The sequence below is a fragment of the Streptomyces sp. NBC_00984 genome, from assembly GCF_045162475.1.
Lineage (GTDB): Bacteria > Actinomycetota > Actinomycetes > Streptomycetales > Streptomycetaceae > Streptomyces.
Genome location: NZ_CP108734.1, coordinates 7,552,872 through 7,565,632 on the forward strand (window position 1 = coordinate 7,552,872; position 12,761 = coordinate 7,565,632).

Here is a 12,761-nt window from a genome sequence, read left to right on the forward strand (position 1 = left end):
AGTGACACAGCCAGTCAGGGGACAGCGAGCACGTGACACGGCCCGGCACGAACGGCGAGCCGATCGCCGAGCTCCCCTTCCAGATCCGGCCGATCGCCGGTGAAGGCTGCTATGCCTTCATCGCCCGCTTGGCCCAAGCCAACTGCCTCCCACCCGTGCACCTGCGACGATTCCTCGCCGGACCACCCGGATATCGCGGCAGCCCGTCCTGGGAACGGCTCGCGGCCGTTACCGGCCGCGACGCCGGACAACTGCGGAAGACGCTCGACACCGCGAAGTGCAAGGAGTGCGGTTCCGTCGTCCTGCTCAACCGCACGTTCGGCAACCTGCCCCGCTACTGCTCCGCTCGATGCCGCAGCCGCCCATCCTTCAAACGCGAGGTCACAGAGCCCTGCCGGATCTGCCGGCAACCCATGAAGATCCAGTTCGGCCAACGCTACCGCCTCTGTTCCTCCACCTGCCGCAGAGCGGCCTACATAGAACGCAAACGCCGCAACAAGGGCACCACCGAGGGTCACGAGCCCCGCACCTGCGCCGCCTGCGAGCACCCCTTGCCAGCCGCCACTCCGATCTCCGAGCGCACCTGCTCGGAGAAATGCAGCTGACAGGTCTCTCGCTGGGACTGGATGATCGAGCGGCACGGACTTCCCCTGCCCACACTGACATGCGCGTTCTGCGGAACCCCGATAGCGACGAAATCCCCGTCCGACCCCCATCGGCGCCGGTGCAGCCGCCGATGCCGCACATGGGCATCCCACGGACATGACCCATCCGCCTTCTCTCAACCCGCTGACCTGCGAACAATGCCAGAAGCCATTCCAACGCCACACGAACGGCAGGCATCGACGGTGGTGCTCACGCAAGTGCTACCGGCTATCCCGAGGCTGGTCTGAGACACCGAAGACACACCAGTAACCGAAACACCGACCGCCTATCCGGCGCGGCCCACCGAAGCAGTCAACCTTCACTGAGACAAACCGGCAGGTTGTCGATCTTCATTGAGACGAAACCCCATCAGTTCAGCTTGCTTGAGATCGCATCAGCGTTCATTGAGACAGGTCAAACGGGCAGCCGAGCAAGGGATTGTCAGGCGATCGGTTCCGATATATCGTTGACGCATCGCGACAGATCAACGATGGAAGGAGCGTAGCGATGCGTTCACATGGACACGAGCACGAGTTCGGACCTGGGCGTGGGCACTGCGGGCCCGGTCATCAGGGGCGTGGCGACTTCGAGGGGCGACGGGCGGCCTTCGGGCAGTTCGGGCCGCCGTTCGGGGGTGGCCCGTTCGGGGGTGGCCCCTTCGGTGGCGGGCGCGGCCGGGGCGGCGGCAGGGGAAGGGCGCGGCGTGGTGACGTACGCGCGTCGATCCTGGCGTTGCTGAAGGACCGGCCGATGCACGGCTACGAGATGATCCAGGAGATCGGCGAGCGCAGTGGCGGGGCCTGGCGTCCCAGCCCAGGCTCGGTCTACCCGACCCTTCAGCTGCTGGAGGACGAGGGGCTGATCGTCAGTGCGAGCGAGGGCGGCAAGAAGCTGTTCACGCTCACCGACACCGGCCGCACCGAGGCGGAGTCGGGGCCCGAGGCGCCCTGGGAGGAAGCCGGGCGTGGTGTCGACTGGGAGAGCGTCAACGAGATCCGGCAGGCCGGCTTCGGTCTGATGGAGGCGTTCGGCCAGGTCTGGAAGACCGGCTCGGCCGATCAGCGCCAGAAGGCTCTCACGGTCATCAACGACGCCCGTAAGAAGCTGTACCTGATCCTTGCCGACGAGCACTGAGCCCGTGGGTGCGGTGCCCGCAGGGGTGTGGTGACAAGGGCCTCGCGGCCGAGCCGCGAGGCCCTTCCCGTCGGCGGGGTGGAGTCAGGCGGCGATGAGTCCGCCCAGTTTGCGCAGTGATTCGACGAGCGCGGCCGTCGCCGAGTCCTTGAGCTTTCCCGCCATCAGGGAGACCGCGGCTCCGGTGAACTCCCCGTCGATGCGGACCGTGGTGGCGTCCCCGTCGGGGGTCAGTGAGTAGCGCATGGACAGGTTGACGCCCATCGGGCCCTTGCCCTTGGTGGCCAGCAGGCGCGCGGTCTCCAGTTCGGCCACCGTCCAGGTCACCTCGGCCGGGAAGCCCATCAGCTTCATGTTCTCCTCGTAGGTGGCCGCGAGTTCGAGTGTCGCCGGACCGCCCTTGGGGAAGCTGGTGTGAGTGGCGTTCCACTGGCCGTACGCGGTGAAGTCCGTCAGCTGGGCCCACACCTTCTCGGCCGGTGCTTCGATGCGCGCCTCTGCGCTGACTTCGGCCATGCGACCACCCCTTCTCGGCGGGTTACGGTGTCGCGGAACGTAGCCGCAGAGACCGGAACTCTCAATACTGATGAACCGTCAGATTCGTCTGGCCGGTTCCTTACGCTCCCGCGCGCCAGATCAGGGCGTCGTCGAACCGGTCGAAGGCGCGCGGGTGCGGACCGTCGTCGTGGCAGTGGAACGCGGCCCAGAAGAGATCGGCGTGCAGCGCGTCGGCCGGTGCGTGGACCCGGTACACGTACTCCCGCCCATCGAGTGCCGGCAGGGCGACCAACCAGGACACGTCCGCGGTCTCCCTTCCGGCTGTCACATGGGGGTATGGCCTGTGGGACGTACGGGGGCGGTGTCCGGTTGCTCGGGGAGCGCGTGGCAAGGCGGCGCGCGCCCTTTTCACCGATCGGATCCGGAAATGGCGAGATCTCATCCGCAAGGAGGAGAAACTGTTCGGGTGTGCCCAACTTGCGTGGGATGCCTAGATGAGTCCCTCCGGGGATGTGTCGGCGCTGCGGGTCTGATGGGGTAAGAGGTGTGCAAAACCGGACGCCGCGGATTCCTCAGCAGCCCGTACCGAACCGCGCCGAGCTCGACGCCAGACTCACGGTGGAGCTGGCCGCGGTGGTGACGGGTGCCCGCAGGCGTGCACTGCGCGACGGTGACCGGCAGATCGACACGGCGCATCTGCTGCACTCCCTCATCGAATCGGACCCCGCGGTGCGGGCGGCCTTCGAGGGCGGACCTCAACTGGCCAGAGTGCTCGGCTATCTCGTCCAGCGCAGTATCGGATACGGGCTCCGCTGGCAGGGCTCGGTGGAGGACTCCGGCGCCGTACCGGTCGTCCCGGTCGTCCCGGACCTGGACTCCGCCGTGCGGGACTCAGGGGTGGAGGGCTGGTCGCCCTCGGCCGCTTCGGCAATGGCCGGAGCGCTTGAGCGGGCGGAGAAGCGCGGCGATGCGCGGGCCGGAGGGCTCGATCTGCTCGCGGCGCTGGCCATGGATCACGAGTGCCGGGCCGTCGAGGTGCTGGTGCGGGGCGGGATCGACGCGGATCGGCTCGCCGCCCGGATCGCGGATGCTTCCGATCAGGGCGTGTGGGAGGCCGGAGGGTGATCCTCCGGTGCGTACCCGCCCGCCGGAGCTGACGGGGAAGGCCGCGGCGGAGCCACGTACCCGGCGGCGAGCGTGTCAGGGGTCACCGGGATGACGCTACTGACCGCAGCTGTCATGATGGGCCGATGCACGCGTCTCAGGGGAGAAGCGCCAGCCTGGGACTAGCCCTGGCCTCGGCGTTCGCATTCGGCGGTTCAGGGGTGGCGGCCAAGCCGCTGATCGAGGCGGGGCTCGATCCGCTGCACGTGGTGTGGCTGCGGGTGGCGGGCGCGGCCCTGGTCATGCTGCCGGTGGCCTGGCGTCACCGGGGCCTGGTGCGCAGCCGGCCGGTCCTGCTGCTCGGCTTCGGGTTGCTCGCCGTCGCGGGTGTACAGGCCTGCTACTTCGCCGCGATCTCCCGGATTCCCGTCGGTGTCGCGCTGCTCGTCGAATACCTGGCGCCCGCGCTCGTTCTCGGCTGGGTCCGGTTCGTCCAGCGCAGGCCGGTGACCCGGCGGGCCGCGGTCGGCGTGGTGCTCGCCGTCGGAGGGCTGGCATGCGTGGTCGAGGTCTGGTCGGGGCTGAGCTTCGACGCGGTCGGACTGCTGCTCGCGCTCGGAGCCGCCGGTTGCCAGGTCGGCTACTTCGTCCTGTCGGACCAGGGGAGTGCGGACGGGGCGGACGGTGTCGAACCGCCGCATCCGGTCGGTGTCATCGCCTACGGGCTGCTGATCGGTGCGGTCGTCCTCACGGTGGTCTCGCGGCCCTGGGGCATGGACTGGTCGGTCCTGGGCGGCAGCGCCGGCATGGGCGGCACGGATGTTCCGACCTGGCTGCTGCTCGTCTGGATCGTGCTGCTGGCGACCGTGATCGCCTACGTCACCGGGGTGATCTCGGTGCGGCTGCTCTCTCCCGCGGTGGCGGGCGTGGTCGCCTGTCTCGAGGCGGTCATCGCCACCGTGCTCGCCTGGGTGATGCTCGGCGAGCACCTGTCGGCTCCCCAGCTCATCGGCGGGGCCATGGTGCTGTTCGGTGCCTTCATCGCCCAGTCGTCGACACCGCGGACGCCCTCGGGTCCCGTCGCGTCGGGGCTCGCCGCGGGGGTTGCCGAAGGGCCGGACACCGGCCGCGCAGCCGCCGAGGGGGAGCTGTCCGCCGGGCGTGCCGCGACGTGACGGCGACGGACGGCCGGGCCCGCGGGCAGGCATCGAGCGGTTCGTCGCGGTCCTGGGCGAGCCGAGGGCCGCGACGAACCGACCGCCGGGACGGCGGACCCGTTGCCCGGCTGTGGGCCCGCTCCTCGGCGTGCGTCAGAGTGCGGTGATGTAGTCCGGCACCCCGATCGCGGGGTCGAGGTCGTCCGAAGGGAGCGGCGTCTCGTATCCGCGGGCGAGCGGGACGACGCCCGCCCAGTGGGGAAGCGCGAGGTCGCGGGGGTCGTCGTTGGGGCCGCCCGTGCGGATCTTGGCGGACACCTCCCGCAGGTCCAGCCGGACCACCGCGGTCGCGGCCAGTTCCTTCTCGTCGGCGGGCCGTGAGTCGGCGGACCGGCCCGGCACCACGTGGTCGACGATGGCGTCGAGAGCGGTCCGCCGCTCCTGCGGGTCGGTGACCGTGTGCGCGACGCCGTGGACCACCACGGAGCGGTAGTTGATCGAGTGGTGGAAGGCGGAGCGGGCCAGCACCAGCCCGTCGACATGCGTCACCGTCAGGCACACGGGCAATCCGGGATCGGTGCGGCCCGCCTCGCGCAGGGGGCGGGAGCCCGTCGAGCCGTGCACGTAGAGCCGGTCGCCGATCCGGCCGAAGAGCGTCGGCAGGACGACGGGCGCGCCGTCACGGACGAAACCGAGGTGGCAGACGTACGCCTCGTCGAGTATCGAGTGGACCACCTCCCGGTCGTATGCCGCCCGTTCGCGGGAACGGGTCGGGACGGTGCGCTCGGTCGGCTCGTATCCGGCTGGGGTGTCCGGGCCCGTGGTCTGCGGCGATGCGGTGTCCGACATTGCGTACTCCATTGTACTAGTGCATAATCTGGTTTGTGCTAGGAGAGTATCGGATTGTTGGGCGACGCGCATCGGAAATTGCCGCCAGTGTGGAGAGCGGGGTCGGGTCCGGTGGGCTCGAACCCGGCCAAGTGCTGCCTCCCATGCGGGAGTTGGCCGAGCGGCTGGGGGTGAATCCGAACACGGTGGCGGCCGCCTACCGCACGCTCCGCGAGCGCGGGGTGATCGAGACGGCCGGGCGCCGGGGCAGCAGGGTGCGGCCGCGTCCCGCGAGTACGGCGCGCGGATCGCTCGGGGTCGAGGCGCCGGCGGGCGTGCGGGACCTGGGGGCGGGCAACCCCGACCCGGGCCTGCTGCCCGCGCTGGACGAAGCCTTCGCGGCGGTCGCGGGGGAGTACGCGCGGCAGCCCGGCATGTACGGACAGGCGCCGGTGGACCCGGAGTTCGCCGCGCTCGCTCGCGCAGCACTGGACGCCGACGGAGTGCCGGCCGGACCCGTGGTCGCGACCTCCGGCTCACTGGACGCGATCGAGCGCGTGCTGGTCGCGCACCTCCGGCCCGGTGACGCGGTGGCGGTCGAGGACCCGGGCTGGGGCAGCCTGCTGGATCTCGTACCGGCGTTGGGGCTGCGCCCCGTGCCCGTCGCGGTCGACGACGAGGGGCCGTTGCCCGACGCTGTCGAGCACGCGCTGAACGCCGGTGCCCGCGCGCTGGTGGTCACGGACCGCGCGCAGAATCCGACCGGCGCGGCGATCGGTGCCGGGCGCGCCTTCGAGCTGCGAGGGGTCCTCGCCGGACACCGCGATGTCCTGCTGATCGAGGACGACCACGGGCACGGCATCGTCGATCTGCCGCTCCACCCGTTGGCGGGTGCCACCGACCGTTGGACATTCGTACGGTCCGTCGCCAAGGCGTACGGGCCGGACCTGCGGGTCGCCGTGCTGACCGGTGATCCGGTCACGGTCGACCGGGTGGCGGGGCGGCAGCGGCTGGGCCCCGGCTGGGTCAGCAGACTGCTGCAACGGGCCGTGGTGCACCTGTGGAGCTCGGATGCCGTCGACCCGGTCGAGGTGGCGCGGGCGTACGCCGACCGGCGGGACGGCCTCGTGCGGGCGCTGGCGGAGCGGGGCGTGGCGGCCCACGGACGCAGCGGGATGAATGTGTGGGTGCCGGTCGGCGACGAGACCGGTGCCGTGGCCAGGCTGCTGCACTCCGGCTGGGCCGTGGCGCCCGGGGCGCGGTTCCGGATGGCCGCGCCCCAGGGGATCCGGCTCACCGTGTCGTCGCTTGCCGAGGCCGACATCGGGCCGCTGGCGGATGCGGTGGCGGCAGCGACGGGACCGGTGAAGCCGCTGAACTATGGGTGATCCCCGGTCCCGGCCCGGCCGCCGGAGGCCCGGCCGCTCCGGCCCCTGCTCTGGGTGAGAGCGGCGCCCGCCAGGACCACGAGGGCTCCCACCGGAGTGTTCCAGCTCAGCTGCTCGCCGAGCACGACCACTCCGGCGGCGGTGGCGATGACCGGGATGAAGTAGGTGACCATCTGCGCGGTCGTCGGTCCGACCTCCTCCACCAGGCCGTACTGCATCAGGACCGCGAGGCCGGTACCGAGTGCCCCGAGGGCCACCACTGCCAGGGTCGGGAGCAGCGGGAATCCATCGGGAGCCGAGGTGAACAGCGGGGTCACCAGGGCGATCTGCACCGTGCCGAGGAAGAGCTGGCTGCCGGTGAGCGACAGCGTCGAAGAGCTGCTGCCCGCCAGCGTCCTGCGGACGTAGATCCAGCCGATCGGGTAGCTGAGGGAGGCGAGCAGGGCCATGGCGGTGCCGCTGAAGTCCAGCCCGGAGAAGCCCTGCCAGGCGCCGAGCACGGTCAGTACGCCGAGAAAGCCGAGCCCGAGTCCGGCGACCCGGCGACGGGTCGGCCGGTCCTCGGAGAGTGCGACGAGCGACAGCGCCATGCCCCACAGGGGCGAGGTCGCGTTGCAGATGCCGGCCAGCGTCGAGGGAATGGTCAGCTCGGAATAGGCGAAGAGCGAGAACGGAAGCGCGTTCAGGAAGAACGCGGCGACGGCCAGGTGCCCCCATGTGCGGGCGCCGCGGGGCAGTCGCTCACGCCGGACCACCATCGCGACGGCCAGCACCGCCGTGCCGGACAGCAGACGGCCGAGGGTGACCTGGAACGGGGCGTACCCCTCGGTGCCGACCTTGATCAGGAGAAAGCTGAAGCCCCAGATGAGCGAGAGCGCCCCGAACCGGATCCGCCAGTCCAGCGCCGGGCGAGCGGCGGTTGCCGGAGCCGGGGCGGCCACCGGGACAGCCGTCGGGGCAGGGGCGGACGGCTCGGCGGGAGATGTGGTCTTCGGCGTGGCGGCGGGGCTCATGGGCTCAACGATGACGAAGCGGACCACGTAGAACAAGCGAGATTCTGTGGGAGGGTCTGCGTAGCATTGCTTACATGTTGAATCTGGAGCGCCTGCGCACCCTGGACGCACTGGCCCGGCACGGTTCCGTGAGCGGCGCCGCCGAGGGGCTGCATGTGACCACATCGGCGGTCTCCCAGCAGATGGCGAAGCTGGAGCGCGAGGTGGGGCAACGCCTCCTGGCCAAGAACGGGCGCGGGGTCCGGCTCACCGACGCCGGCCGGCTGCTCGCCGACCACGCGGCCCGGATCCTGTCCCAGGTCGAGCTGGCCCAGTCCGACATCGAGGCGCAGCGCGGCGAGGTGGTGGGCGAGATCCGGCTCTCCGCCTTTCCGACCGCGGCGCGCGGACTCTTCCCCGCGGCCCTCCACGCGCTGCGCAGGGACCACCCCGAACTGCGCGTACGCACCCGGGAACTGGAGCCCGAGGACGGAATCCGTGCCGTGATCAGGGGCGACACCGACCTTGCGGTGGTGCTGGACTGGAGCAACAAGCGGCTGCCCGTGCCCGGTGGCCTGGCCAAGGCCGAGCTCCTGGACGACGCACCGGACATCGCGATGCCGGCCGGCCACCGGCTCGCCGACCGGGCCGAGGTGGACCTGGAGGACTTCGCCGACGACGACTGGGTGTCCTGGCCCGAGGGTGAGTTCTGCTACGACTGGCTGATGTTCACCCTCCGCTCGAAGGGCATCGAACCGCGCATCGCGCACCTGGCGGGCGAGCACCACACCCAACTCGCCCTGATCGCCGCCGGGATGGGCGTCTGCGTGGCGCCCAGACTCGGCCGGGGGCCGGTACCGGACGGGGTGCGGCTCGTGCCCGTACGGCAGAAGATGCGACGCCATGTCCACGCCGTGTGGCGCACCGACGCGGACCGGCGTCCCTCGATCAGGGCGGCGGTGACGGCCCTGCGCGCGGTCGGTCAGGAGCTGGACGCGCCGTAGGCACAGGTGCGGGAGAGGGGTCTCAGGTGGGGGAAGGCCCCGCGAGCTTCCGGAAGTCCCAGGAGGTGATGGCCTGCGGCGTCAGCCGCAGCCAGGCGTGACGGCCGTCGTGCGGCATGGTGTCCATGCCGAAGTACTTTGACGCGAACAGCCGTTCCGGCACCACGAGTTCGAGGCACGGCTCGCCGGTCCGGGGCGCCTCGCCGACCGGGAGGGCCTCGCCGGAGAGCTCGATGCCGCGCAGATCCCCGTACTCCACCCCGTCGTCCACGACCACCGCGATCCTCGGATCGTGGCGCAGCTGGGACCAGCGCAGGCTGCGCGTGATCGAGTACAGCCAGAGCGAGGTTCCGTCCCAGGTGAACCAGAGGGCGCCGACGTGCGGGCGGCCGTCCTCGGCCACGGTGGCCACCCGGCAGGTGCGCTGCTCGGTGAGATAGGTGTCGCGTTCGGCGTCCGTCATCATGATCCGACGGCCCCGTCGCTGAGTGGCGGTCATGGGGGGTGTCTCCTCCCAGTTGCTGACTATGTGTCAGAGATCATGGGGCCTCTTCCTTCATCAAGCAATGGCGGTTACCCTCGCGCGCCCGTTCCGCCGCAGAAAGGGCCAGCCGTGCCGTCGAAGAATCAGCTTGCCGAGCAGCTCGATCCGGCCACCACCGTGCTTCTGACGGTCGAATGCCAGCAGGGGGTCGTGGGCCCGGGGAGCGCACTGCCCGAACTGGCCGACGAGGCCCGGTCGTCCGGCGCCCTGCACCGTGTCGCCCGGCTGGTCGCCGCCGCCCACGAGGCCGGGGTCCAGGTGCTGCACGCGGTGGCCGAACGCCGCCCCGACGGACGGGGCGCCAACAACAACGCCCGGCTCTTCCGGGCCGCCGGCCGATTGCCCGTGCAGCAGCACTCCGGCACCACCGCGGTACGGATCGCCGCGCCGATCGAAGTGGCCGCCGAGGACCTCGTCGTGCGCAGGCTGCACGGTCTCTCGCCCATCGCCGGCACCGATGTGGACGCGCTGCTGCGCAACCTCGGCTGCCGGACACTCGTCGTCACCGGGGTCTCGGCCAATGTCGCCATCCCCAACGCCGTGTTCGACGCGGTGAATCTCGGCTACACAGCCGTGGTGCCGTCCGATGCCATCGCGGGGGTGCCGGCCGACTACACCCCCGCGATGATCCGCAACACGCTCGCCCTCGTCGCCACCGTCACGAACACGGACGACGTACTGGGCTGCTGGCTGAGCCGGACCTCCGTCAGGGGCTCTTCCTGAGGCCTGATCCGGAGGACCCGTCCGCCCCGAGGCGTGCCGCCCGGACACCGACCCCCTGCCGGTGGAGGCGGGACACCCTGGAGGCCCCCCGGAACTCCGGCGCCAGCCTCGCCGCGATCCCGGCCGCCGCCGCCATCGCCGCGTACTTCTCCCTCGTCTTCGGCGCGGTCAGGGCTGGAGTGTGATCGAGCCGCCCGTGACCGTGATCTTCCTGGCGGGCAGCGGCTCGGTGGCGGGTCCGTGCGTCACGGCGCCGGTCGAGGCGTCGAAACCGCTGCTGTGGCAAGGGCAGTTGATGGTGCCGTCCGAGACGCTCGACACCGTGCACCCCTGGTGGGTGCACTTCGACGAGAACGCCTTGAACTCTCCGGCCTTCGGCTGCGTCACCACGACGCCCCGGTCGGCGAAGACCTTTCCGCCGCCTTCGGGGATGTCGGCCGTGCTCGCCAGCGCGGCGCCGCTGCCGTCCGTTCGGGTGCCGGCCTGTTCGACCGCATCCGAACCGCCCGAGTCCTTCTGGTTGCCGCAGGCGGTGAGTACGGCGGCCACCGAAGCGGCCCCGGCCGCGACGACAACGGCCCGGCGCCCGGGACGTCCCTCGTGGTTCCGCGATGTGCTCATTCCGGCTTTCCCTTCCGCAGTGTTCAGGACTTCCGTCTCGCCCAGGGGTACGCGTGGTGGGACCCCCGCGTTCAACGCCCGGGGACTTCTCCGGGAAGTCCCGCGGCCGGCGGCGCGGCGGCGAACCGCGGCAGGTGGACGACGACCACACGGTCATCGGCAGATCCGTGCACCGGCTTGAGCGGGTGAGCGGATTGTCAGAGGCGCCTGCGAGGCTGAGCGGTATGACACCGAGGAACTTCGACGACATCGAGCAGGCCATTCGACGCGGTTGGGGCGCGGACACCACGACGCCGGCTCACCGGCCGAACTGGACTTCGGACAACCCGGCGCGCGACCAGTGCGGCGTCACCGCCCTGGTGGTGCATGACCTTCTGGGCGGTGATCTGATCCGTGGCGAGGTCCATGTCAACGGCGAGCGAGTGGACTACCACTGGTGGAACCGGCTGGGCCTGGGCATCGAGGTCGATCTCACCCGAGAGCAGTTCGGCCCGGAAGAGATCGTCGTCGGCGGGGATGTGATCGAACGGCCTGCGGAGATCGTGCGACTCCGTGAGGAGTACGAGCTTCTCCGCGGCAGAGTCGTGGCGGCGCTGTGTTCGTAGGCGCTACCTCTCCGCGGTGTCCCGCGCGGTGGTGACGCGGGGCCGGGCAGCCGTCGCGTCGTTCGCGCGGAAGACCGGTAGCCCCTCGCGCAAGCGGTCGAAGAGGAGCGTCCGGTCCAGCTGCTCCTCGTCCTCGTCCTCCTCGTTGCCGAAGACCTCGCCCACCAGCAGTCCGCGCAGCCGCTCCTGCACGCCGTGGTGAGCGTGCCGCTCGCCAGGCCGAACAGCCGGCTGATGTCGTCGTACGCGGCGCCCGTCACGAGCGCGAAGAAGCGTGCGAGGTGGTCCGTGGGTGTACCCGCTGCCCGGTCCGTCGGCAGCAGGGCGTTCAGTTCGGCACCGGCCGCGGTGCCGAAGGCCTCGGCCACCAGGTCCTCGACCGCGGGGAGGTAGTGGCTGATGAGACCGGGGCGGACACCGAGCTGTTCGGCGACCCGGCGCAGGGTGATGCACTCCAGCCCCTCGGCCAGGGCGATGGCCGCCGCCGCGTCGACGATTTCCGCACGTCGGTCCGACGGGGACTTCCGGATCCGCTTCCGCCGCATGCTATGACGACATACCGGCGACATTATTGAGTGTTCGCCCAATCAGCAATCGGTGGGCCGAGCCTCCCGCGAAGCCGCTGAAACCGCCCTGAAACCGCCCCCGAAGCCGCCGCCGGAACTGCCGATCGCGCCGAGACCCGGACTCTAGCGTCGACTCCCGTAAGCAATGACCGACGCCATGGAGGACAGGGATGAACAACAGCATTCGTACGGCGGCCGCTGCCGCGGCTCTGGTTGCCGGTCTCGTCACGGTCGGCGGCACCACCAGCGCCGCTGCCGCCGAGCGCCCGGAGCGGATCACCACCCAGGAGCAGCTCGCCAGGAGCATCGCGCAGGCGGTCGCCGCCGAGCAGCAGAAGGGTGCTGTCACCGATGGAGTCATCGGCGGCATGGTGGTCAACTCAACCGTCCCGCGTTCCTGCTGACGAATAGGAGGTGAGCACCGTGGACAGCACTGCGGACCTTGCCCGGGACGGGCAGGAAAGCCCCCTCAGATGGTGTCCGAGCGGTAATGCGAGCCGCCCGGAGACCGTTGTCCTCGGCGTACGGTCCGGGGAACACGATCAGGTCGTCTACCTGGCCGAACCCGTACCCGCCGCGGAAGTTCTCGGTAGCATTCCGGAGGGGATCGCCCCCAACCGGGTGCTCCGGTTCGCGTCGCACTGCGTATCGGACTGCGCGAACCGGGTCGGCGAGGCCTGCGGGCTGATCGAACGGATCACGACCGTACCGGCCGAGCCCGGACCGGTCGCCGTGCCACGGTGCCACCTCCGCCCGCACTGCAAGTGGTGGAACCAGGTCGGTGTCGAGGCCTGCCACCGCTGCCCCGCCCTGACGACACTGGAATCCCGCGACGACGAACTCGCTGTTCTCGTCGCGGACCCGGCGACCACCCGTGAACAGCTGGAAAGCTGGATCGCCGCCGAACAGTGAGCGGAGACCGTTCACGGATTCGGTCACGGACCGGACCGAG

At 70.6% G+C, this 12,761-nt stretch carries 17 protein-coding genes; 10 read left to right on the forward strand and 7 right to left on the reverse strand.

Annotation, left to right across the window (positions count from 1 at the left end; genetic code table 11):
* Positions 1 to 32 precede the first annotated feature (32 nt).
* Together OG520_RS33785 and OG520_RS33790 are read left to right on the forward strand one after the other, a co-directional pair.
* The gene (locus OG520_RS33785) at positions 33 to 605 is read left to right on the forward strand and encodes a hypothetical protein (RefSeq protein ID WP_406015618.1); all 573 of its coding nucleotides are present in this window, start codon (positions 33 to 35) and stop codon (positions 603 to 605) included.
* A gap of 547 nt (positions 606 to 1,152) precedes the next feature.
* Complete coding sequence (locus OG520_RS33790) at positions 1,153 to 1,779, forward strand: PadR family transcriptional regulator (protein ID WP_266422427.1); 627 nt, start codon at positions 1,153 to 1,155, stop codon at positions 1,777 to 1,779.
* An 84-nt stretch (positions 1,780 to 1,863) separates the two neighbouring features.
* On the opposite strand, the gene OG520_RS33795 is transcribed toward OG520_RS33790, so the two are convergent.
* Together OG520_RS33795 and OG520_RS33800 are read right to left on the reverse strand one after the other, a co-directional pair.
* Entirely contained in the window at positions 1,864 to 2,295 is a 432-nt protein-coding gene (locus OG520_RS33795) for an SRPBCC family protein (RefSeq protein WP_399335101.1), read from the reverse strand.
* A 100-nt stretch (positions 2,296 to 2,395) separates the two neighbouring features.
* Positions 2,396 to 2,578 carry a hypothetical protein gene (locus OG520_RS33800; protein ID WP_385336871.1) on the reverse strand — a complete coding sequence of 61 codons (183 nt, stop codon included), beginning with the start codon at positions 2,576 to 2,578 and terminating at the stop codon, positions 2,396 to 2,398.
* 245 nt (positions 2,579 to 2,823) lie between these two features.
* Between OG520_RS33800 and OG520_RS33805 the strand changes: the two genes are divergently transcribed.
* On the forward strand, positions 2,824 to 3,402 hold the full coding sequence (locus OG520_RS33805; protein ID WP_406015619.1) for a Clp protease N-terminal domain-containing protein: 579 nt from the start codon (positions 2,824 to 2,826) through the stop codon (positions 3,400 to 3,402).
* A 125-nt stretch (positions 3,403 to 3,527) separates the two neighbouring features.
* Entirely contained in the window at positions 3,528 to 4,556 is a 1,029-nt protein-coding gene (locus OG520_RS33810) for an EamA family transporter (protein ID WP_406015620.1), read from the forward strand.
* A 135-nt stretch (positions 4,557 to 4,691) separates the two neighbouring features.
* Here OG520_RS33810 and OG520_RS33815 read toward each other — a convergent pair whose 3' ends face one another.
* A complete protein-coding gene (locus tag OG520_RS33815; protein ID WP_406015621.1) occupies positions 4,692 to 5,387 on the reverse strand; it encodes a pyridoxamine 5'-phosphate oxidase family protein in 696 nt (231 codons plus the stop codon).
* Between the two features lie 35 nt (positions 5,388 to 5,422).
* Between OG520_RS33815 and OG520_RS33820 the strand changes: the two genes are divergently transcribed.
* Positions 5,423 to 6,754, forward strand: coding sequence for an aminotransferase class I/II-fold pyridoxal phosphate-dependent enzyme (locus tag OG520_RS33820; RefSeq protein ID WP_406015622.1), 1,332 nt, complete (start codon positions 5,423 to 5,425; stop codon positions 6,752 to 6,754).
* On the opposite strand, the gene OG520_RS33825 is transcribed toward OG520_RS33820, so the two are convergent.
* Positions 6,745 to 7,767 carry a DMT family transporter gene (locus tag OG520_RS33825; protein ID WP_406015623.1) on the reverse strand — a complete coding sequence of 341 codons (1,023 nt, stop codon included), beginning with the start codon at positions 7,765 to 7,767 and terminating at the stop codon, positions 6,745 to 6,747. The genes OG520_RS33820 and OG520_RS33825 overlap by 10 nt on opposite strands.
* Before the next feature lie 74 nt (positions 7,768 to 7,841).
* On the opposite strand from OG520_RS33825, the gene OG520_RS33830 reads away from it, so the two are divergent.
* Positions 7,842 to 8,750 (forward strand): LysR family transcriptional regulator, encoded by a 909-nt coding sequence (locus tag OG520_RS33830; protein ID WP_266422440.1) that lies wholly within the window; start codon positions 7,842 to 7,844, stop codon positions 8,748 to 8,750.
* A gap of 22 nt (positions 8,751 to 8,772) precedes the next feature.
* On the opposite strand, the gene OG520_RS33835 is transcribed toward OG520_RS33830, so the two are convergent.
* Positions 8,773 to 9,249, reverse strand: a complete 477-nt coding sequence (locus OG520_RS33835; RefSeq protein ID WP_406015624.1) for a pyridoxamine 5'-phosphate oxidase family protein — start codon at positions 9,247 to 9,249, stop codon at positions 8,773 to 8,775.
* A 114-nt stretch (positions 9,250 to 9,363) separates the two neighbouring features.
* Between OG520_RS33835 and OG520_RS33840 the strand changes: the two genes are divergently transcribed.
* On the forward strand, positions 9,364 to 10,017 hold the full coding sequence (locus tag OG520_RS33840) for a cysteine hydrolase (RefSeq protein WP_406015625.1): 654 nt from the start codon (positions 9,364 to 9,366) through the stop codon (positions 10,015 to 10,017).
* 168 nt (positions 10,018 to 10,185) lie between these two features.
* Here the strand turns inward: OG520_RS33840 and OG520_RS33845 are convergent, their stop codons facing one another.
* Positions 10,186 to 10,638 (reverse strand): Rieske (2Fe-2S) protein, encoded by a 453-nt coding sequence (locus OG520_RS33845; protein WP_406015626.1) that lies wholly within the window; start codon positions 10,636 to 10,638, stop codon positions 10,186 to 10,188.
* A gap of 224 nt (positions 10,639 to 10,862) precedes the next feature.
* On the opposite strand from OG520_RS33845, the gene OG520_RS33850 reads away from it, so the two are divergent.
* Complete coding sequence (locus OG520_RS33850) at positions 10,863 to 11,243, forward strand: hypothetical protein (protein ID WP_266426077.1); 381 nt, start codon at positions 10,863 to 10,865, stop codon at positions 11,241 to 11,243.
* Positions 11,244 to 11,246: 3 nt separating this feature from the next.
* Here OG520_RS33850 and OG520_RS33855 read toward each other — a convergent pair whose 3' ends face one another.
* Positions 11,247 to 11,435 (reverse strand): hypothetical protein, encoded by a 189-nt coding sequence (locus OG520_RS33855; RefSeq protein ID WP_406015627.1) that lies wholly within the window; start codon positions 11,433 to 11,435, stop codon positions 11,247 to 11,249.
* Positions 11,436 to 11,979: 544 nt separating this feature from the next.
* On the opposite strand from OG520_RS33855, the gene OG520_RS33860 reads away from it, so the two are divergent.
* Positions 11,980 to 12,213: a hypothetical protein gene (locus OG520_RS33860; RefSeq protein WP_266422449.1), complete on the forward strand. Its 234-nt coding sequence runs from the start codon at positions 11,980 to 11,982 to the stop codon at positions 12,211 to 12,213.
* A 19-nt stretch (positions 12,214 to 12,232) separates the two neighbouring features.
* Entirely contained in the window at positions 12,233 to 12,721 is a 489-nt protein-coding gene (locus OG520_RS33865) for a hypothetical protein (RefSeq protein ID WP_406015628.1), read from the forward strand.
* Positions 12,722 to 12,761 lie beyond the last annotated feature (40 nt).